Source organism: Chryseobacterium sp. KMC2, assembly GCF_016756935.1.
Lineage (GTDB): Bacteria > Bacteroidota > Bacteroidia > Flavobacteriales > Weeksellaceae > Chryseobacterium > Chryseobacterium rhizosphaerae.
Genome location: NZ_JAESIT010000012.1, coordinates 86155 through 108053 on the forward strand (window position 1 = coordinate 86155; position 21899 = coordinate 108053).

Consider the following 21899-nt stretch of genomic DNA (forward strand, 5'->3'; position numbering starts at 1 on the left):
AAAACAAATTTAAACAAATATTAAGAAGTTGCTATCTCTTTTACATTTCCTGTTCTTTTCAGGAATCCCCAGGTCTGTATTTCGCCTTTCAGAGCTTTTCTTAAACTCTTAAACAGTACGATATACATCAGCCATCGGTATCCAAATCTCTGCGGGATAACATACAGCAGATTGGTTAATCTTTCACGCTGCATAATAAAGGCGATCAAAGCTAAAGAAGCATCCACCAAAAGGAATATCAGGTAATAGCTAAATATTTTACTGCCATTTCCGGATAAAATTCCAAAAAACATGATGACGTCGGCCAGTGGTGAGAAAAACGGTATAATGTATTGGAATAAGAGGATATTAGGCATCGCCCAAAGTCCCAACCCTTTATATTGGGGATTAAGAAAGGTCTGTTTCTGCTTCCAGAACATCTGCATAATTCCGTAAGTCCAGCGGAAGCGCTGTTTCAGAAACTGTTTTACGGTTTCGGGAGCTTCAGTAACGGCTATCGCTCTGTTTTCATTCGCTACCGTGTAACCTGCTTTCAAAATCTTCACCGTAATATCACAGTCTTCTGCCAGGGTATCGGAAGAATACCCTCCCGCTTCCATGATCACAGATCTTTTAAACGCCCCAATAGCACCGGGAATCACCGTAATTGCATTGATGTGGGCATAAGCAAGTCTGTCAAAATTCTGGCTTGTGGTATATTCTATGGCCTGCCATTTTGTAAGCCAGTTTACGGTATTTCCTACTTTAACATTTCCTGCCACAGCAGCAATCTTTTCTTCAGAACTCGCGTTTAGAAATCTTGCAATCAGATATTTTACAGCATCCTTCTGTAGTTGAGTATCTGCATCAATACATACTACATATTCAGCATCTGTTTGCGAAATCCCCAAATTTAAGGCTGTCGCTTTTCCACCATTTGTTTTTGTGAAAATTTTCAGCTTCGGATTATCTGGAAATGCTTCTTTTGCCTTCTCATAGGTTGAATCCTTACTTCCGTCATCCACCATAATAATATTAAAATTCGGATAGGTCTGTTTCAGCAAATTCTGTAAAGAAGAAACAATATTGACTTCCTCATTATACGCCGGAACAATAATGGACACTTTAGGATAGGATTCCAGAACCGGAAATTCACTCAGATTTTTCTCTTTTCTTTTTTCTTTAAATGCCCAATAAGCCATCAGTAATAATCTGATCAATCCTAATATAATAAAGATTGTAAATAGGGCAACCAGAAAATGACTTATTCCATAAATTACAGTAGCCAATACCAGATTAAGTTGCATGATGTAATAAGATCTTGTTTTAGGGATTTCCGGCATCAGCTCACTTCTGCTTTTATGCAGCAGGTTGGTAAGATTCGTAAAATGGTATCCTTGTTTCTGAAGTGTTGGAATTAAAACTTTCAATGCTTTTACAGTTTCTTCTCTGGTGTCTCCTCCGGCATCATGAAGCAGGATAATATTTCCTCTCTCCTGTTTTACTCCTGCTAATACACGCTTTACAATTTCATCAGCTTTTATGCCCGGCTGCCAGTCTTCCGGGTCTATATTCTCTCCGATATCCAGATAATTCTGCTGTCTTGCCAGCGCTACAGGAATAATTTCTTCTGAAGTAGTAGGCTCTGAATCGGCATTATAAGGTGCTCTGAACAGAATTGTACTGTGCCCTGTAACACATTCTATAAGCAGCCTTGTTAGTTTTAACTCTAATAAAGCTCTTTCCGGGCTTACTTTAGCAACATTCTCATGGGTAAAGGTGTGGTTTCCTATTTCATGTCCTTCCCGATAAATTCTTTTGACAAGCGGGAGGTTTTTTTCAGCATTTAATCCCACTAAAAAGAAAGCTGCCGGAACATGATATTTCGATAATATATCCAATACCTGAGGGGTATATGTTTCATCGGGACCGTCATCAAATGTCAGCACCAGTTCTTTTTGAGGGGCACTTCCATATTTCTTCACTTCATAAGAGCTCGGATACGTAATATAATTTTCATCTGTTATAATTTTTTCTTTGGGATCAATTTCCAATGCTATTTTTCCGTCATGAGGGGTATTCAGTACATCTAAAACTTCACCATCTCCTATATAATCTACCATTGTCTGGCCTTTTACATTCTCCAGCGTCTTTAGATTCAGCTTGGAAAGACCGGCAAATGTAAGATCCTTATCATAGAAGTTCCAGACTCTGCTGTCTTCACTTCCCAATCTCCAAAGTGCCGTTCCTGCCAATGGATATTCGGATGAAAAACGCATGGTATTGAAAATAGAAGCAGCATCATTGAAAAATACGGTATGGGTAAGATTTTTAGAATCTGTATAGGAGTAATTCAGATTAAAGGTATTGTCATTATAATCAATGACCGCTTTACTGGCACTGGCTTTTGTAATCGCCTGCATATAGGTAACCGAAGTATTGTCATCTGAATTGGAACTCCAGTCATAGCCATAAGCTCCTAACCCCAGAATAATCTTGTTGGGAGCCGTCTTTTTTACAATTTTCCCGGTTTGTTCCTCTATCCATTTTTGAGATGAAATGGGCCCGGCATCGCCGCTTGCGGAATATTCATCATAGGCCATTAGTACAAAGTAATCTACATATGGATCTAATCTCTGGATATTATAATCATCATTATCCGTCATGATATCCATGGTCACCAGCAATTGGTTCTTTTTAAATGTTTCCGAAAGCTCTTTCATAAAAGCGATCAGGTTCTCATCGGAATCAAGATTCATATCCTCAAAGTCAATATTAATTCCTTTGAAATGATATTTTATACATTGCTGAGTGATTTTTTGGATAAGATGTGTTCTTTTCTGTGGATCGTTAAGGACTTTTCCTAATCCTTCAGAACGGAATTCCCTGTCGGAATTATTACTCAGGATCGGCATTGCAGCAACACCCGTTCTTTTAAGAATTTTATATCCTTCAGGGTCGATATTGGTTTTCAGATCTCCTGTTTTGGGATCGAGAAAAAACCATTCCGGAAAAACAAGATTAATATGTCTGATATTTCTTTTTAAAGACATCAGCGATTGTGGATCCCAGGCCACATAAAATGCGGAACGGATTCCTCCCGGAAACTGCGCCCAGTTTCTGTTTTGATTCTTCAGTCTTTCGGCTCTTGCCTCTTCAATCTTAGAAAGACTCGTATGCATTGTCTTTTCAGAAATAAAGCTTCTGAATCCCTTATATTCTTTAGAAATTTTATTCTCCTGAAGATAGGGTTTGCTAGCAGTAATAACAGCTTTATAGTCTTCTTTAAAGGGAATTTTTGGATTTTTATCCAGGGTCATCATCAGACCTAAAGCAAGCAGCAGCAGCGCCGCAATAAAAATAAATATACGGCTACTCCACTGTACACTTTTCCAGCGTTTTTTGCTATTAGTTTGAAAAATCTGTTTTGAGTTTTCCACGTTTATGAAATTTATGGAATGATCTCAAAAAGCGTGAAAAAGTATACCAGAATTAATTAAAAAAAAATTAAAAAAGAAGGTGATCTATTAAGAATTTACTAAAAGACTTACTACATCCTGAATAATCTTTTGAGAAACGAAATCCATAAAATCCACTCTCTCCAGATGGGGCATATATAATTTAAAGGTTACTTCCTGATCATTGATCCTGATTGTATAGAAAACGGTTCCCACTTCTTTACCATCCTCACCTTTTCCCGGCCCTGCAACACCAGTTGTAGAAAGAGAAATATGGCTGTCAAATAATTTTTGAACACCTTCTGCCATTTCCTGTGCTACCTCTTCACTGACCACAGTATATTGGTCTATCGTTTCCTGAGAAACATTTAAAATCTTCACTTTTTTCTCTGTGGCATATGCTACGACCCCACCAAGAAAATATCTTGAACTTCCGGAAACAGAGGTAATCATTTTAGCAAGTCCGCCTCCTGTACAGCTCTCTGCAGTAGAAATCGTCAGCTTTCTATCAGTAAGCATTTCCGCCAGGATATTTTCAATTTTATCTTCAGAGGTTGCAATGACATGATCTTTTATGAACGGCAAAAGTTTTTGGATTTCTTCTTCGGTCTGTTGTTTTAAAAGCTCTTCGTTATCACCGGATGCTGTAAGCCTAAGTTTAACACGTGTTCCTACCGGAAGGTAAGACAGGGCTATATTCTCAGGAAGAGCCAGTTCCCAGTTTTCAATGGTGTCAGCCAGGATACTTTCAGGGATTCCGACCACGGAAACAATGCGGCTATGGATATAATTAAGGTTAAATTTTTCCTGTAAATAAGGAACAATCTGGTCTTTGATCAGGGGTTTCACTTCATAAGGAACACCTGGAAGGCTGTAGCATAGTTTTCCGTTCTGTTCCATCATCATGCAGGGTGCTGTCCCGTAATGATTTTGGAATACGACAGATTTTGTGGGAACAAAGGCCTGTTCTCTATTCCTTTCAAGGATATCCTGTCTTCCTCTTCTTTCCATATATCCCTTCAGATGGTTAAAAGTAACCTCATCCAGGGCAATTTCATCATCAAAAAATTCAGCCAGTGCTTTTTTGGTTTTGTCATCTCTGGTGGGTCCCAGCCCTCCGGTTGTAATGATTAAATCTCCCAGCTCAAAAGCGGTGGCAAGTGTATTTTTAATGGTTTCAATTTCGTCCGAAATCGTGAATATCTGAGAAACTTTAATGCCTATATTTTTAAGTTCGGAGGCAATAAAATTAGAATTGGTATCTATTGTATTTCCGGAAAGGATTTCATCACCAATAGTAATCAGAACAGCTTTTTCCATAGATCAGTTTGTTGAAAAAAATTCTCCTGCAAATGACGGAAAAATCTATGGCTGCGGCAACATAAAATGATTTTTTCTATTTTTGATGTCGATTATTTAAAACTATAATTAAAATTATGTCTAAATACGATGACGCCTCATGGCATTATGGCGGTGATTTTCCTGAAGGGCTTCCTGAAAAAAATGGAGCTACCCATACGGGAATGTTCCTGAACTGGTGTATTAACAATGATCTTATTTCTGATGATTTAAAAGAAGATGGTAAGGAAGAAATTGAAAAACTAAAACAGCGGGAAATTACAGGTGCCGAGTTTATTATGGATTCCTGTGATGGCAAATTTTCTGAGTATGACCTGAATGATTTAGGAAATAAATTTGCAAAAGATTATTATGCAGATGATACCGATTTCGGAAACAGGTTCAGCTCATTTGCTGATGACTATGTTAATATTTTTGATGCGAAGGCTGAAGAGAGTGATTATGAATATGAAACGTTCTATCACATTGAAGATACTTATGAAAACTACGACCTGATGAGACAGGTTATTGATCATCGTTTTGAAGAATGGAAAGACTATTCTAAAAAATAAAGAGAAAAGAGGCCATCACTTGATAGCCTCTTTTTATTTTATTGATTATGTTTTACCCAGATAAGTTCTTCGGTATTATATCCGAGTTTCTTTGCTTTTTCTATAAATCGCTGGCGCATACTTTCGGGAATATTGGGAGTTCGGGATAAAATCCAGAGGTATTTTAAGCTGCTTCCTGCTACCAGGGCATACTGATATTCTTCATCAATATCAATCACATTATAACCTGCCCAAAACGGCTTGAAAAATGCCACTTTCAGCCTGGCTTCTGTTTTATCTTTTACAAATCTGGCTTCACCAATGGCTTCTTTCCATTCTTTTTTCACGTAATTATAGCCCTTATTATTGACCCTTACTGTTCCATCCAGGTTTTCTGAATATTCTGCGGTGACATTATCCATATTCTTCTCGAAACGGTAATCAAAACGGGCTATTTCATACCATCTTCCGAGATATTTTTTGACATCAAAATTCTTTACAACTTTAGCTCCTTTGGGAACTCCTACTGAATAGGAATTGAACATGATCAATCCAAGTGCTCCCAGCGAAACGGGAAGTATAATTTTGTGAAGAGTTTTCATAACAGAAATTTTGTGTGGTTCTTATAAAAACTTCAAAAATAATGCCTTTACGTTGTTAAAGAGTGGTAAATTCTATGAAAAAACTTTCAGAAAACCATCTTTAAAACTACCAGAAACTTCAATCTCTGTATCATCAGAAAGCATTACTGTTCCACTTTTATGATAAGATTTCACAAAAGCAGTATTGATAATATGGGAACGGTGTACTCTTACAAAAGGGTTTTCCAACAAGTCATCAAAGTGTTTTAAAAAACGGCAAACCATTTTTTTGGAACCATCGGTAAGATACACCTGAGTAAAATTGCCATCTGCCTGAAGCCGGACAATATCCTCAGTTTTCACCACATCAAACCCCTGTAAAGTTGGAAGTATGAGCTGCTGCTTCTCGGGTTTCAGTTTTAAATTTTCAAGCAGAATCTTATTCCTGTTGAGCTCATCTTTTTTCTCAAGGCTCTCAACAACTTTGTTTACCGCCAGAATGAGTTCCTGAATATCAATAGGTTTTAAAATGTAATAACTTGCTGACTTATTTAAAGCCTGTAATGAATATTGTGAGAATGCCGTAATAAAAATGGTTTCATAGGAAAATTCTTTAGTTGCTTCCAGAACATCAAAAGCATTTCCAAAAGGCATTTCTACGTCTAAAAATACCAATTCGGGCTGTTTCTCAGCAATCAGGGGAACAGCTTGTTTTATATTTTCTGCTTCGCCAAGAATTTCCACCTGCGGACAATATTTCGTGATATAATTTCTCAGTACTTCTCTAGCTATAAGTTCATCGTCTACGATTACGGCTTTTATTTTCATAGGATATGTTTTTGGGTAATAGGTGGCAGATGATCGTTTGAATATCACAACCGCTCAACTGTTTTTAAAACAGATTAATTTTTATAATCACCAGCACTCCACTATTGTTTTCTTTGTCTTTGACAGTACAGGTTATATTTTTTTTATACAGATCATTCAGCAACTGTATTCTCTCCAGTGTATTTTTCATTCCTCTGCCCTCTCTTGTCTTTTGATGCTGAGTTTTCTGTTTTTTACTTTCTTCAATTCCTATTCCATTATCTTCGATGGTTACCTTTAAATACTGCTCTTCTTTTTCAAAACTCAGTTTTAAAAATCCTTTTTCAGTTCTGTAGCGCAATCCGTGCCAGATCGCATTTTCAAGGAATGGCTGCACCAGCATTCCAGGTACCTGCTGACTATGTACATTGAGGTTTTCATCTACATCCACTTCATAATCAAATTTGTCTGCAAACCGTGTTTTTTCAAGCGCAAGATAGTTCTGAAGAAGATCTAGCTCCTGTTGAAAAGGGATAAAATCTTCTGTAGAGTTTTCCATTACCCCCCGCATCAGCTTAGAGAATTTTGTCAGATACTGATTGGCTTCCAGTTCATTATTGGTGGCTATAAAATGGTTTACGCTATTCAGACTGTTAAAAATAAAATGAGGATTCATCTCTCTTCTGAGTGACTGAAGGGCAATTTTTTTATTTTTTGTCTGAACTTTTTTCAGGGTTCTGAAAATAAAAATGATGAGGCCTGTCAACAGGATTAAAGCTCCAATCAGTCCATAATTGAATACATTTTTCTTGCGGATCAGCTCATCTTTCAGTTCTCTTTCTTTTTCAAGCTGAGAAATTCGCTGTTCCGTATCTTCCAGAATTTTATTGTCTACCAGACTTCTGTCTTTGGAAACCAGATCAGGCAGTTTTCCTAAAAAATCCCTGTACAATGACACTGAAGCATCTGTATTTCCTGATATATTGTAAAGGCTGTCCAGCTTTTTCACACTTCTCTGTGCTTCCAGTGTATGTCCTTTATCTAAAGCAATTCCATAGGCATTTTTTAATAAGGTTACAGCTTCCTCTTTATCGTTCTTTTTTATATAAATATCTGCCAGCTCCTGAATCTGATTGACTTTCTCCTGAGAATCATCTTTTACAAAGTCTTCTTTCATCACCTTCTTTTTGGCTTCTATCGCTTTATCGAATTTTTTATTTTCAACATACAGATTCGCCAATCTCTGATTAATTTCCAATGCCTGCTGTGGGGCTTCTTTTTTTGAAATTTTGTAGGCAGCATTCAGGTTATCTTCTGCTTTAGAGACCTCATTCTGTTGTATATTGACATCTGCCAACTGGCTATAGCCCTCTGCTAAACCGGTCTGTTCTTTTTCTTTTCTAATGATATTAATATTACTCTGGATGGCTTCAGTTTTCTGCTCAGGTGTAGGAGAAGAAAGCCTGGCTACATCATTGGAATTGACGGCCCTGCTTTTTTCAGAATACCCCACTTGGGCTGCCATACTGTAATTGCTGATGGCAGGTGATATTTTATTCTGCTTTTCCTGAGATTGGGCCAATCTTCGGGTTACTTTTTCAATATTGGGTTTATCATTGACCTTTTCATAGATCTTTTTAGCTTTTGTATAATATTCCTCGCTTTTCGGAAAGTTCCCGTCATTGAAAAACGTTTCCCCAATATTATAGTAAGAATCGGCCTGAGCAGATTCGTTTTTGGTATCAATAGCTTTTTTCAGCTTCTTGGTTTCTACCTGAACTTCTTCCACAGCCTTAGTACTGTTTTGAGAATAGGTGATATTTCCCAAAATCATGAGTAAAAGGATCGTAAAAAGTTTAAGTATTTTCATAAAACAAAGATATACATATATACAGTCTGCTCAAAAACTATTCACCAAGCGAAACTGCCCATTCACCAAGTTGAGCTTTCTATGGCCACATGACCAGATTAAGTTATTAATAATGCTGATCCCGATGAATACAGTATATTATGAATCAAAGTGTAAAATATGATCTTAAAAAATAAACAAAAAAGACACTCAGTAGTGGTAAAACATGTTTAACCATCAAGCGATACAGCGTTCATTAAAAAACACAAAACATTATCATTCAATTCAATAAGGCTTTATTATATTTGCATCATCACCTCACCATATAAAGATCATGAAAAAATTTCAAATAGCATTAGCCATTATCCTGTGTTTCAATGGTATTCGGGCCCAGGTCTATATTCAAAATGTTACCATCGCAGATGTCATTCATAAGAAAATGATTCCCGCTCAGACGATCATTATAAATAACGGAAAGATTACCAAAATAAAGCCCAGCAAACAGATCAAGATACCTCAGAATTCTCACGTCATCAACGGTGAAGGGAAGTATCTGATCCCGGGAATGACGGACTCCCATATTCATTTTTTTCAAAGTGGAGGGTTATATACAAGACCTGATGCACTCGATTTGAGAAAGCATGTTCCGTATGAGGAAGAGATCAGCTGGGGGCATCATAATATGGAAAATCTTCTTCAGTATTATCTTAAAGCCGGAATAACTTCTGTGATTGATCCCGGGGCCACCTATCATTTTCTTCTTCTCAGGGATTCTTTAAAAAGGAATGAAAGATTACCTTCTGTCTATATGTCCGGACCTCTTATTACCACCTATGAGCCTGAAGTTTTTAAAAACCTCAACAAAGATGAACCTTTCAAGCTGGCGCTAACGGCAGAAGAAGCCAGAAAATGGGTACAGGAACAGCTTCCTTATAAACCGGACTTTATCAAGATATGGTATATTGTTTTGGGAGATGCCAAAAAAAAGAAAGAGGAAGCTCAAAAACTTGAACCTGTAATAAAGGCTACTATTGAAGAAGCCCACAAAAACAATCTTAAAGTAGCAGTACATGCTACGGAACGTTTTACAGCAGAAACAGCTGTGATGAATGGTGCTAATTATCTTGTACACAATATAGAAGACGAAGTGGTTTCAGATGATTTTGTAAAACTTTTGCAGTCTAAAAAAGTGATCTTATGCCCTACCCTGACCGTAATGGACAATTATTATGACACCTATGCACAGAAGAAACATTACAATACCTATGAGCTTGAGCATTCCAATCCGAAAAGTATTGGTTCTATGTATGATTTAAAGCATCTGGAAGACACCTCAGATTCTGCAATGATAAAGAAATATAAACTAAGATTCAATTCTCCTCAGATAAAAGCCTATACTTCAAAAACTGATTCTATCAGGCGAATTAATCTCAAAAAACTGACCGATGGTGGAGTAACGATCGCTGCCGGCACAGATGCCGGAAATATTGGAACTCAGCATGGCACTTCTTTTATCACAGAACTTAAAGCTATGAAAGAAAGTGGTATGAACGGCTGGCAACTTCTACAGTCTGCAACTATCAACCCAGCTAAAATTCTGAACAAAGAAGCACAATATGGCAGCATAGAAGAAGGAAAGGTTGCAGATCTTGTTCTGTTGAATGCCAACCCTATTGAAAATCTGGAAAACCTTACCCAGATTGATACCGTTATAAAAAACGGGCAGCCTCTTAATCCCAATACAATTCCGGAAACAACAAATGAAACGCTGGTTCAGCAACAGGTAAATGGTTATAATGCCAGAAATATAGATGCCTTTCTGGAGCCTTATGCAGAAGATGTGGAGCTGTATTCATTCCCTTCTAAATTATTAAGTAAAGGAAAAGAAGCTATGAGAAAGAGCTATGAGAAGTTTTTTGCCGATCATCCTGACCTTCATTGTGAAGTCAGACAGAGAATCACCAACCTAAATACCATTATTGATAGAGAAAGTGTTTCCGGGGTGAAACCGGATAAAAAGATAGAAGCTACCGCTATTTACGAGATCAAAAATAATAAAATAGCAAAGGTTTATTTTCTGTATTAATCTCGTTTTCTCTCTTTTTATACGCTGATATAATAACTTAACAGTCTAGTAATTTAAAGCAATCTTATGGAGAGATTGCTTTTTTGTAACCGTTCACCAAGTGAAAGTTCCTTTTCACCAAGTCTCCCGTTTTTCAGTTTCAGATCTCCCTAATTTTACTTCAGAATTTAAAATTATTTACAATTAAAAAAACAGGAAATTATGAAATTGAAACATTTTTTATTAATCGGAATTTTAACTTTGGGGAGCTTTGTAAACGCTCAGGAAGTAAAGAAAAATGCAATTGAAGTAACCGGTGTTGCCGAAATGGAAATAGAACCCGATGAAATCATTTTCAGTATCGGAATAAAGGCAGACAACAAAAATGAACTGGCAGACAATGAAAAGAAATTGTTTGAAAGCTTAAAGAATGCCGGGGTAAAGAATGAAGACATCAAATTTAAATCGATGTACCAGAATATATACTCTAAAACGGCCAAGTTTACTAAAAACTATCAGTTTAAAGCCAATACAAAATCAAACATCAGTAAGATTTTTGAGGACCTTAATCAGAAATGGGTAAGCAACCTGAATATTGCAGAGGTAAAGAATACCAAGATTGCAGACTTCAGAAAAACAGTAAAAATCAATGCTTTAAAAGCAGCCAAAGAAAAGGCAGATTACCTGTTGGAAAGCATGGGTAAAAAAACTGGAAATGCTATTGAAATCATAGAAATAGAAGATTATACCAGTGATACTATAATGCCTGTTGCTTACAAAGGCAGAATGAACAGTGTACAACTGGAAATGGCAGACGCTGCAGTAGATTATTCTTTTGACAATATCGAAAATATCAAACTGAAATACAGTATCAAAACAAGATACGAAATCCTTTAGAAATAACAGATTTAAGAAGACAGCCTCAAAAGGGCTGTTTTTCTTTTTTATGCACTTTCAAATTGACCAAGTGAAACCTGCACTTCACCAAGTCTCCCAAATTTCAGTCTTAAATAGGGATAATTTTACACTAGAAATTCAAAATAATAAACGATGAAACATTACTTTTTACTATTAATGACATTTTCAGTTGTTTTTTTAAAAGCACAGGAAATCAAGAAAGAAATAGATGTAAAACAGGCTACCGTATTTCTGCAAGGTGCCAAAGTCTTTGGAAATACTAATGTGAGTCTTCAAAAGGGAATAAATAAGGTGAGAATTATCAATCTTCCCAATAATCTGGATGAGAATACCTATAAAATCAATCTTGAAAAAAATACGACACTGCTTTCTATCACCCCTCAAAATAATTTTTTGAAAGATGATGAGCTGTCTGAAGGTGAAAAGAAGCTGGAAGATGACCGAAAAAAACTTCAGCGACAGGTTAACCTTTTGAATATTCAGGTGAAGAACCTTACGGGAGAGCAGCACATCATCAATGATAATCTAAAGGTATCGGCCAATGATAAATCTACTCCTCAGGAACAGCTTATTAAGCTCACTGAATTTTACAGAAAGCGAATGCTGGAAATTGACAACCAGGTCTTTTTACTGAATGAGCAGAAAGAGGTTCTTGATGAAAGTATTGCCAAACTTAATAAACAGTCTGCTGAGGAACAAACACACAAAAATACCAACAGAAAAGAGCTCCTGCTTGAAATTCTTGCTGATCATGAGACCAGCCTGAATTTAGGGGTAAGCTATATTGTTTCTGATGCCGGCTGGATTCCTTCTTATGATTTGCGTGCAGAATCTGTAAAGAAGCCGCTTGAAATGATTTATAAAGGAAAAATCTATCAGAAAACAGGTCAGGACTGGAAAAACATCAAACTGTTTGTTTCCACGTATAGACCTTCCTATAACCAAAACAGGCCTATTTTATCTCCATTGTATGTTGCTGAATATACGCCTTACAATCCTCAGATAGAAGTAGCCGGTTATCAAATTAAAAAAGAAGCAGCAGCAGTAAATGCCTATCAGATGAGAGAAGATAAAGCAATAACCCCAAGCCAGGTCCCTATAGCTTCCGTCTCTGACAGCCAAATGAATGTGATTTATGAACTTAATTACAATCAGACCATTGTAAGTCAGGAAAAAGAACAGTATGTTATCCTTGATAAAAAGCAGATTGAGGCCACTTACAAATACCATACAGTTCCGAAAGTTAATAACCAGGTATTCCTGATGGCTTTTATAAAAAACTGGCAACATCTCAACCTTATTACAGGAGAAGCGAACATCTATTTTGAAGATAATTATATTGGGAAAACAACCATCACCAGCAATTATGTAAAAGATGAATTCCCTATTTCCCTGGGAGTAGATGAAAGAATCACAGTAAAAAGGATTAAACTGGAAGATAAGACATCACAAAAAGCAATGAATTCCAATAAATGGGAAACAGAATCTTATCAGATCAATATCCGAAACAATACCAAAGAAAGTATTGAACTGGAAATTCTGGATCAGCTACCGATCAGTGAGAATTCTAAAATTTCTGTTAAGGCAATAGATACCGGAGGCGGAAATCTTGATGAAAAAACAGGAAGTATTCTCTGGAACAAAAACATCAGCTCGGGAGGTTCAGAAAAAATTAACTTCTCTTATGAAGTAAAGTATCCGAAAGATATGCAAATCCAATATTACAGCAGGTAATTTTAAAACCGATGACTAAATTGTAGTCATCGGTTTTTTATTATGAAACAGCTTACTTTATTACGACCACAAATCGAAGATTATCTCCTTTCAGTCGATGAATGTTATTTCAACGTAGTCAAAAGGTATAAAAGCTTCTTGAACACTTAAGTTATTTTAAGTGATAGGCCTTGCGTATAAGAAGTACACTTAAGTTCTGAAAATCTGCAATTTTCATGGAGATTATGATGAATATTACGATGGGAGACGTGATATTGCCCTCTTCCGGAGGGGTGGCAAAAATTCAAAGAATTTTTGACGGGGTGGTCTTACAACAATTGACCTCCCTTATTACCTTCCAAATTTAAAATAGCGCGATAAGGCATGTTTTTTATTTTTCATAAACAGAGAAGCCATTTCCATTCCTGTTACAGAAAAGGTGATTCCATTTCCACCAAATCCCAGAACAAAATAGGAGTTCCTGAACTTTTTATGTTCCCCAATATAGGGAAGTCCGTCTTTGGTTTCCCCAAAAGTTCCGGCCCAAACGAAATCCGTATAAAAATGATAATCCGGTTTTATTTTCTTTAGGGTTTTCAGTATTTCTTTTTCTTTTTTATTCAATATTGCATCTCTTTTTCCGGCATCATAAAAATCTTCATCCCCACCTCCTATTAAGAGTCTCCCGTCATCAGTAGTCCTCATATACAGATAAGGATCATCAGTATTCCAGACTAATGTATTGCTGATATTTTTAAATTTATCTGTGTCAACTTCTGAAACCACGGCATATGTACTTTTCAGGTTTACAAAATTTTCCTTTATCATACTTTTGCTTTCATAACCAATACAGTAGATGATTTTCTTTGCTTTGATCTGACATCCGCTATCGACAGTAACCAGGTTAAACCCTTTATGACAGTCTACTTTTACCATTTCAGTTTTATCAAATATTTTCAGTCCTTTCTTTACATTGTGGCTGAATAATTCATGGGCAAAGTGAAAAGCATCGATGCTGGCTCCTTGTTTTGATACAATTCCTCCAAAGGTATTTTCAAATCCAAATTCTTCCAATACCTGGGCTCCGCTTACCCATTTCACTTCAAAACCGGCCTTTTTTCTGGTTTTATACTCTTTTTGCAGCCATTCGACATCTTTCTTTCTGGAAGCAAAATACAGTGATTTTTTCCGTTTGAATCCTGCATCTGATTTTATTAATGAGGAAAGCATCTCAAGAGTATCAATAGCATCAGAGCAAGCTTTGTAACTTAAAACGGCCCCCTTTTCTCCTATCTTGTCTATTAATTCAAAAAGAGGTACATCTATTTCATACTGCAGCATTGAAGTAGTAGCTGAAGTACTGCCGTTACACAGCTCCCGCTTATCAATAAGAAGAGTATCGTATCCGTCTCTTACCATCTGATGGGCTATAAGGCTTCCCGTAATTCCACCACCAATAATAAGAACATCACATTTTTCATCTGATTTCAGAGAAGGATATGATGTCATTAATCCATTCTTTAAAAGCCAAAAAGGCTCATTTGATTTGAGATCCATATTAATATTTTACATTAAAAATAACAATATTTGTGCGAATTTTAACAACTTATTGGCAACTTATGGTTTAATTATTGTTCTTTCACTTAAAATCAAACCACCATAAAATATTTTACTATGATAACAATTATTCCAGAAGCTCCGGAGAATGTTGCGGCATTCAATGCAACGGGAGAAGTGACGAGAGAGGATTTTGAAAGACTGGTAATTCCGCGTGTCAAAGAGAAAGTAGATCAATTTGGCGAGCTTAATTATTTACTGTACCTGGATACTGATCTGGATAAATTTACCATAGGGGCATGGCTTGAAGATGTTCTTTTAGGATTAAAAAACCTCACCAAATGGAACCGTACAGCTATTGTCACAGACAAGGAAGGCGTACAGAACTTTACAGACATTTTCAGTGTCGTTATGCCGGGAGAATTTAAATCTTTTCCAAAAGAAAACTTATACAATGCGCTCTACTGGTGTAAAAACGGAGATGAGGTAGAGGTATAAACCTATTGTAAACAAAAAGCTGTTTCCATCTGGAAACAGCTTTTTTTGTATAAAGAATAAAATCTTTTCTTTTTATTTGTCACATGAAACGCATTCTGTGACGGCTTCTTCTTCAGCAGGTGTCCTACCGTACAAATACATATATCTTACGCTTACGACAACACCTATAAAGGTCATTCCCACTCCTACCAGGGCAGGATAATTGAAAGGTAAGCCATATTCTAATGGAATTCCTCCAAAGAAAGCGCCCATAGCATTGGCAATATTAAAACCGGCCTGCATAAAAGCTGCAGCCATCATTTCACTATTGGGTGCCGCTTTCATCATCATAATATTGATGGGTGAAGCAATAGACATTGACAACGCTCCACACATGAAAGTCAGTACAAGAGCTATATTCTGATGCTCTGAAAGGAAAAAGACTCCTGTTAAAGAGATCATCATCAGGAAAATCAATAATGCACAGGTTTTCTCCGGACCAAGCTTATCTGAAACTACACCGCCCACAAGGTTACCCACTACCATTCCGGCTCCGGCAAGGACCATTACATAAGCCATCTGACTGCTTTGGATCCCCGAAACAACCGTCATTAAAGGAGTAATGTAGCTAAGCCATGTGAAAAGCCCTCCAAATCCAATCGCTGTAATGGTAAGGACCAACCACGACTGTTTATTCTTAAGGAATTTTAATTCCTCCAGGAAATGGGTATTCTGATTGGATTCCATTGCGGGAAGCCACAGTTTTAAAAATAATATGGCAAAAAGCCCGATCACAGCTACAATAGCAAAATACAGCCTCCAATGGAATGTATGTCCAATATACGTCACCAGAGGAACCATGACGAGATTCGCTACGGTAAGGCCCGTAAACATCATCGATATATAAAATGCTTCTTTGCCCTTCCCAGCCATTTTAGCTGCCACTACTGTTCCCACTCCGAAGAATGCTCCATGCGGAAGTCCGGACATGAATCTTATAATCAGCATGGTAGTATAGTTTGGAGCTATAGCAGAAAGTCCGTTGAATAAAGTAAACAGAATCATAAAGGCCATCAATACCTTTTTCGGGGGGAATTTCACCGAATATCCAATAAGAATAGGGGCACCAATAACCACACCCATTGCATAGGCAGAAATTAAATGTCCCGCCTGAGGAATCGTAATTTCCAATGTCTTTGCAATATCCGGCAGTAATCCCATCACGGTAAACTCCGTCGTTCCTATTCCTAATCCACCAATCGCTAACGGGATTATCCTTTTATCAATCTTCATTATATGTTCTTTTTTCTGAAATTATTTTTTAGAAATTAAAAATGGTATTCCATCTTTACTTATGAAAGTGCAAAAATCGAAAGAAATATTGAATTTTACCTCTCTTGAAATGATAAAAATTTGCTCCATATTAACCTTTTTGTTTAATTTTAAATCGAGAAACAATCAAATCAGAACAAAATGAAAATCCAGAAAGAAATTATAGCGTTTGATAAAGGGAAATCTTTCAAGCTTTTTTCACCTTCTTTGAAAAATTGTTTTTTCTGGCATTATCATCCTGAAATAGAGCTTGTTTATGTAGAAGCAAACAATGGAATCCGACATGTGGGAAAGGATATTTCCGCCTTTACAGAAAGTGATTTACTGTTGATAGGTTCCAATGTACCTCATCTTAATTTTGATTACGGTATTCAGACAGAATGCAAGCAGCTGGTACTGCAAATGCGCGAAAATTTTCTTCAGGATATTATTCTGCCTGTTCCTGAATTTGAAAGTATCAGAAATCTGTTGGAGAGATCTTATCTTGGATTATCCTTTTCAGGGGAAACGAAGAAAATAATCGTAGAAAAACTTCAGGCCATGAAAGAAAAAAATTCTTTTTCATCGCTTATCGGGTTGATAGAAATTCTACAGATCCTTGCAGATTCTACAGATGTAAAAGAACTCAATAAAGAAGATACCAGAATCAAATGGTTTTTGAATGACAAGATCAGAATGGGAACCATTTACGATTACATCCATGAAAACCATGACAGGAAACCTAATGTGAATGAAATTGCAAAAATAGTAAGCCTGAGCACCCCTGCTTTCTGTCGTTATTTTAAAAAGCAAACAAACATGACCTTCACGGATTTTGTGAATAATTACAGAATCAACCAGGCCAAAATATTTCTGCTGAAAGATTATTCTGTAACGGAAGTTTGTTTTCAGGTAGGGTTTGAGAGCCTTTCCTATTTTAATAAATTATTTAAACAGCATACCGGAGAAACACCGTCTGAGTTTAAGAAAAAACAATTTAAACCTATTGAAATTAATGGAAGGATCGGAATTATTACCAAGGAATCTTCATGTAATAAATAATCCCGCGGATTTTTAGGTTTCGGCTAAAGCCGAATTGGCTGGTAATCTTTTTAAAAACGGGCTAAAGCCCGTTCCTATTGAATTTTAATAACAACATGTTCATTCTTTATTCTTTATTCTAAAAAAAATAAATAACCCATATTATTCACCCCGGGTAGCCTAAAATCTACTCCCTATTATCTGCCACCTTCTCTATAAAAAAACCGCTCATTTCTGAGCGGCTGTATATTGTCTAGTGAATATGTTTTTCTGCGTGATAAGAACTTCTTACAAGAGGTGAACTTTCAACGTGTCTGAACCCTAAGCTTCTTGCAAAATCTCCAAACTCATCAAACTCTTCCGGAGTAATGAATTTTTTTACAGGAAGGTGTTTCTTAGTAGGCTGCAGGTATTGTCCAAGAGTAATGACATCTACATTTGCATTTCTGATGTCTTCAATCGTTTGAAAAACCTCGTCTCTGGTTTCTCCCAACCCAAGCATTACACCGGTTTTGGTTCTTCTCTGTCCTGCTTCCTTCAGATATCTTAAAACCTCAAGACTTCTTTCATATTTTGCCTGAATTCTCACTTCTCGGGTTAAACGTTTTACGGTTTCCATATTATGAGAAATTACTTCAGGAGCTACATCCACTAATCTGTCAAGATGCTTGGTAAGTCCCTGGAAGTCCGGAATTAATGTTTCCATTGTGGTTCCCGGAGAAATTCTTCTTACGGCATTTACAGTTTCACCCCAAAGGATTGATCCCATATCTTTCAAATCGTCACGGTCTACAGAGGTAAGAACAGCGTGTTTGATTTTCATTAATTTGATGGAACGGGCAACTTTTTCAGGTTCATCCCAGTTTACATCAAGTGGTTTTCCTGTTTTTACTCCACAAAATCCGCAGCTTCTGGTACAAATATTTCCCAAAATCATGAAAGTAGCGGTACCTTCTCCCCAGCATTCTCCCATATTGGGACAGCTTCCGCTTTGGCAAATTGTGTTGAGTTTATATTTATCAACCAAAGTTCTAAGTTCCCGGTAGTTCTTTCCGGTAGGAAGTTTTACGCGGATCCATTTTGGTTTTTGAACGGTAGTGTCTTGAACTAAATTTTCCATTTCTAAAATTGAAGTTCAAAGTTAAGGATTTTTTAATGGAAACCATCTACCAGAAAAATTGATGAAACTGATAATTCAACAATAAAGTTCTAATTTTCAACAGGAATGACACATTAAAACATTTATTATAATTTGTTTATAATATTATTTTCATACCACAAAACGTCATTTATTATTAATAATATAATTTTTTGGAAAGATTATTGCTGTATTCCCTATATGAAAGAACAGAACTACAGGAATCACAGGAAATTTTATCCACCTCATCATTTTATTTATCTTCCAATATTAATTGTATTGGAGATTTTTGGAATTTATAAAATAACAGATGATCCGGGAAATCAGCTGACCTGGATTTTATTTTCCATTGTAATTTTCCTGCTTTTCTATCTTGCATTTATGACAAGACAGCATTATGCCTTGGGACTTCAGAACAGAATGGTTATTCTGGAGTTTAAGCAGCGGTATTTTGAAATTTTCAATAAAAGATCCGATGAAATTGTTGACCAATTAAAGTTTGATCAAATCGCGGCATTAAGATTCACTTATGATGATGAATTTAAAGAACTTTTAGAAAAAGCTCTCCAGGAAAATATTTCTGGTGATGAAATTAAAAGATCTATAAAAAGATGGAGAGCTGATCTTCTCAGAATCTAACACCCCAAAATATATACTTATGAAAAAATGGAGCATTTACAGTATAGCGATATTAAGCTTGTTAACACTCACAAGTTGTGAAGCAGTAGAAACAATTTTTAAGGCAGGAATGTGGTGGGGAATTATCTTAGTCTGTGCAATAGTAGTGATTCTTTTACTGATTTTTTCGAAGGGTAAAAACTCTTAACCATGTTTTATGGAGAAGAATACAGATTTAGAAATCATTTCTCACCTTAGGCCTTCAAAGATTGTTAAAATCATGAAGGATCCGGAAGCATCTGCAAAGGCGGTACATCTTATATATACCACCGATGCAGAAACTGCCGGAATTACACGTAAAAAGACAGGAAAGAAGTACTCTTATTATATAGACGGAGAAAAAATCAAAGATAAAGAGGAGATTACCAGAATTAATAAGCTGGTTATTCCGCCTGCCTGGGAAAACGTTTGGATCTGTGCGCTGGACAATGGTCATCTTCAGGCCACCGGTTTTGATGTAAAAAAAAGAAAACAATACCGCTACCACCCTCTTTGGAGTGCTTTAAGAAATCACACAAAATTCTATAGAATGCTTCAGTTTGGCTATGCATTGCCGGATATCCGTCTTCAGCTGGAACAAGATCTGGCTTTAAGGAATTTTGAAAAGCGGAAGGTCCTGGCATTAATTGTCAGCCTAATGCAGCGGACCAATATCCGTATCGGCAATAATGTATATGAAAAACTATATGGGTCTTTCGGACTTACCACATTGAAGGATAAACATGTGGAAATAAAAGGGCAAAAAATCAGTTTTTCATTTAAAGGAAAAAAAGGTATTCAGCATCATATTGACCTTAGGAGCAAAAAACTGGCAAGACTCGTCCAAAAATGTAAAGATATTCCGGGAAAGGAACTTTTTCAATATTTTGATGATGAAGGTACCCGTCACTCTATAGACTCCGGAATGGTCAACGAATATATCAAAGAAATAAGTGGTGAAGATTTTACGGCAAAGGACTTCAGAACATGGTCCGGAACGGTAAGTGCATTAATTGCTTTTAAGGAAATAGGATATGCTGAAAATGATTCTCAATATAAAAAAATGGTAAAAGAAGCGCTGGATATCGTTGCCAAACATTTGGGAAATACTGTCGCTGTCTGCAGAAAGTATTACGTACATCCTTTGGTCATCAATCTTTACGAAAACAATACTATAAAAAAATATCTTGATGAGTTAGATGTCATTGAAGAGAATGATGGAAAAGCAGGTCTTACCCAGGAAGAAAAACTTGTTCTTAAAATCCTGGAAAATGAAAAGATGTAAAGGAAATATGTCAATGGTGAATGGTAAGTTTGCTTTGCAGTACATTAGCTCCTAATTTAGCTTCATTACAGTTTTCTGATAGGTTCACATATGGAGACATGAATATTGTCAATTTATCGACTTGCATAGCAAAATGGACCATTGACATTATGGTATGTAAATAATCTTACTCATCAAACCGGAACTCTGTTATTCAAAAACTGTATTCTGTACTCTTTTGGAGTGATGCCTGCAATCTTTTTAAAAAGCTGTGTGAAATGTGATGCTGTATGAAAATTAAGCTCATAGGCTATTTCTGCAATATCTTTACTGGAATGAAGCAATGCTTTGCTGTAATTGATATCAATTTCATTGATCCATTGTTTCGGAGATTTCTGGGTTACCCCTTTTACGCATTTATTGAGATAACTTTCTGTCACAGACAGCTTATCAGCATAGAAAGCCACTCTTTTTTCCCCAACATGATATTTAAACAGCAGGTCCCTGAACTGAAGAGACAACTCCATAGGGCGTGTTGCTGATTTATGATGGGTATCAGAATCTGTACTCAACATTTTGATCAGGATAAGGTGGAGCATGGTCACCACTACATCATTTACATTGAGATTATTCAACCACAATTCCTGCTCCATAATCGGGAGAAGCTGGGTTATGGTTCCATAGGTCAGACTGTCCAGATTCAGAAAAGGAGTCATGAAAAAGATGCTGCTTTTATGTTTGGGTAATTCCTGTTCGGAGAGAATATTATTTTCATAAGCCAGAAAAAAACCTTCAATATCGTCTGACAATTCTACGGTAGCCGTAATTGTTCCCTGCTTGATAAAGATAACTCCACCTTTTTCGGCATGATACTCTTTATTTTCAAGATACTGCTTAATATGGCCGTTGGTAATGAAAATAATGAAATTAAAGGTGGTACGGTATGGAATCACCGGCATCAAAATCCCCTTAAGATAATTCTCTATCCTATAAAGCTGTATATCAGCATTATTCGCCAATATCTTATCCGTTATCTGGGGTAAAAAGAGCTTTTTATATTGAAAATTGGATAATACTTCCATAATGAATTGTTATTACAAATTTAGTGCTGAAATTGAATATTTGGATATTTTTGTACAATGCCGGATGTATAAAGTATAATGTAGGGTAATGCCTGAAATACAACCCTCATTGC

General features: G+C 36.5%; 19 protein-coding genes. 10 read left to right on the forward strand and 9 right to left on the reverse strand.

The genetic code is table 11. The annotated features are described in order from the left end of the window. Nucleotides 1-20 precede the first annotated feature (20 nt). On the reverse strand, nt 21-3419 hold the full coding sequence (locus JML65_RS15175; protein ID WP_202271327.1) for a polysaccharide deacetylase family protein: 3399 nt from the start codon (nt 3417-3419) through the stop codon (nt 21-23). Nucleotides 3420-3506: 87 nt separating this feature from the next. Then, on the reverse strand, nt 3507-4757 hold the full coding sequence (locus tag JML65_RS15180) for a CinA family nicotinamide mononucleotide deamidase-related protein (RefSeq protein WP_202271328.1): 1251 nt from the start codon (nt 4755-4757) through the stop codon (nt 3507-3509). Nucleotides 4758-4873: 116 nt separating this feature from the next. Here JML65_RS15180 and JML65_RS15185 point away from each other — a divergent pair, with 116 nt between their 5' ends. Further along, on the forward strand, nt 4874-5347 hold the full coding sequence (locus JML65_RS15185) for a hypothetical protein (RefSeq protein ID WP_202271329.1): 474 nt from the start codon (nt 4874-4876) through the stop codon (nt 5345-5347). Between the two features lie 38 nt (nt 5348-5385). On the opposite strand, the gene JML65_RS15190 is transcribed toward JML65_RS15185, so the two are convergent. From JML65_RS15190 to JML65_RS15200, 3 genes are all read right to left on the reverse strand, one after another. Continuing rightward, nucleotides 5386-5928 carry a lipocalin family protein gene (locus tag JML65_RS15190; RefSeq protein WP_202271330.1) on the reverse strand — a complete coding sequence of 181 codons (543 nt, stop codon included), beginning with the start codon at nt 5926-5928 and terminating at the stop codon, nt 5386-5388. A 72-nt stretch (nt 5929-6000) separates the two neighbouring features. Next, on the reverse strand, nt 6001-6735 hold the full coding sequence (locus JML65_RS15195; RefSeq protein WP_202271331.1) for a LytR/AlgR family response regulator transcription factor: 735 nt from the start codon (nt 6733-6735) through the stop codon (nt 6001-6003). A 64-nt stretch (nt 6736-6799) separates the two neighbouring features. Next, nucleotides 6800-8584: a histidine kinase gene (locus JML65_RS15200; RefSeq protein ID WP_202271332.1), complete on the reverse strand. Its 1785-nt coding sequence runs from the start codon at nt 8582-8584 to the stop codon at nt 6800-6802. A 313-nt stretch (nt 8585-8897) separates the two neighbouring features. Between JML65_RS15200 and JML65_RS15205 the strand changes: the two genes are divergently transcribed. The 3 genes from JML65_RS15205 to JML65_RS15215 all read left to right on the forward strand — a co-directional run bounded on the left by JML65_RS15205 (nt 8898) and on the right by JML65_RS15215 (nt 13280). Then, complete coding sequence (locus JML65_RS15205; protein WP_202271333.1) at nt 8898-10649, forward strand: amidohydrolase family protein; 1752 nt, start codon at nt 8898-8900, stop codon at nt 10647-10649. A 201-nt stretch (nt 10650-10850) separates the two neighbouring features. Next, nucleotides 10851-11525, forward strand: coding sequence for an SIMPL domain-containing protein (locus JML65_RS15210; RefSeq protein WP_202271334.1), 675 nt, complete (start codon nt 10851-10853; stop codon nt 11523-11525). Nucleotides 11526-11678: 153 nt separating this feature from the next. Continuing rightward, nucleotides 11679-13280, forward strand: a complete 1602-nt coding sequence (locus JML65_RS15215) for a DUF4139 domain-containing protein (protein ID WP_202271335.1) — start codon at nt 11679-11681, stop codon at nt 13278-13280. Between the two features lie 330 nt (nt 13281-13610). Here JML65_RS15215 and JML65_RS15220 read toward each other — a convergent pair whose 3' ends face one another. Next, the gene (locus JML65_RS15220; protein ID WP_202271336.1) at nt 13611-14816 is read right to left on the reverse strand and encodes an NAD(P)/FAD-dependent oxidoreductase; all 1206 of its coding nucleotides are present in this window, start codon (nt 14814-14816) and stop codon (nt 13611-13613) included. 117 nt (nt 14817-14933) lie between these two features. On the opposite strand from JML65_RS15220, the gene JML65_RS15225 reads away from it, so the two are divergent. After that, nucleotides 14934-15314 (forward strand): STAS/SEC14 domain-containing protein, encoded by a 381-nt coding sequence (locus tag JML65_RS15225; RefSeq protein WP_047487543.1) that lies wholly within the window; start codon nt 14934-14936, stop codon nt 15312-15314. Nucleotides 15315-15386: 72 nt separating this feature from the next. On the opposite strand, the gene JML65_RS15230 is transcribed toward JML65_RS15225, so the two are convergent. Beyond that, nucleotides 15387-16586, reverse strand: coding sequence for an MFS transporter (locus JML65_RS15230; RefSeq protein ID WP_052188571.1), 1200 nt, complete (start codon nt 16584-16586; stop codon nt 15387-15389). A 180-nt stretch (nt 16587-16766) separates the two neighbouring features. Here JML65_RS15230 and JML65_RS15235 point away from each other — a divergent pair, with 180 nt between their 5' ends. Further along, the gene (locus JML65_RS15235; RefSeq protein ID WP_047487541.1) at nt 16767-17666 is read left to right on the forward strand and encodes an AraC family transcriptional regulator; all 900 of its coding nucleotides are present in this window, start codon (nt 16767-16769) and stop codon (nt 17664-17666) included. Between the two features lie 232 nt (nt 17667-17898). Here the strand turns inward: JML65_RS15235 and lipA are convergent, their stop codons facing one another. Next, nucleotides 17899-18765: a lipoyl synthase gene (gene lipA / locus JML65_RS15240; RefSeq protein WP_047487538.1), complete on the reverse strand. Its 867-nt coding sequence runs from the start codon at nt 18763-18765 to the stop codon at nt 17899-17901. Nucleotides 18766-18984: 219 nt separating this feature from the next. On the opposite strand from lipA, the gene JML65_RS15245 reads away from it, so the two are divergent. The 3 genes from JML65_RS15245 to JML65_RS15250 are packed head-to-tail and all read left to right on the forward strand — an operon-like array spanning nt 18985 to nt 20725. Next, the gene (locus tag JML65_RS15245; RefSeq protein WP_084086218.1) at nt 18985-19422 is read left to right on the forward strand and encodes a DUF6526 family protein; all 438 of its coding nucleotides are present in this window, start codon (nt 18985-18987) and stop codon (nt 19420-19422) included. 19 nt (nt 19423-19441) lie between these two features. After that, on the forward strand, nt 19442-19609 hold the full coding sequence (locus JML65_RS23865; RefSeq protein ID WP_081988964.1) for a phosphatidate cytidylyltransferase: 168 nt from the start codon (nt 19442-19444) through the stop codon (nt 19607-19609). 9 nt (nt 19610-19618) lie between these two features. Next, nucleotides 19619-20725 carry a DNA topoisomerase IB gene (locus JML65_RS15250; protein ID WP_047487533.1) on the forward strand — a complete coding sequence of 369 codons (1107 nt, stop codon included), beginning with the start codon at nt 19619-19621 and terminating at the stop codon, nt 20723-20725. Nucleotides 20726-20898: 173 nt separating this feature from the next. Here JML65_RS15250 and JML65_RS15255 read toward each other — a convergent pair whose 3' ends face one another. Beyond that, nucleotides 20899-21663, reverse strand: a complete 765-nt coding sequence (locus JML65_RS15255) for an AraC family transcriptional regulator (protein WP_374709599.1) — start codon at nt 21661-21663, stop codon at nt 20899-20901. Here JML65_RS15255 and JML65_RS24135 point away from each other — a divergent pair. After that, nucleotides 21604-21747, forward strand: a complete 144-nt coding sequence (locus JML65_RS24135) for a hypothetical protein (protein WP_374726276.1) — start codon at nt 21604-21606, stop codon at nt 21745-21747. The genes JML65_RS15255 and JML65_RS24135 overlap by 60 nt on opposite strands. Nucleotides 21748-21899 lie beyond the last annotated feature (152 nt).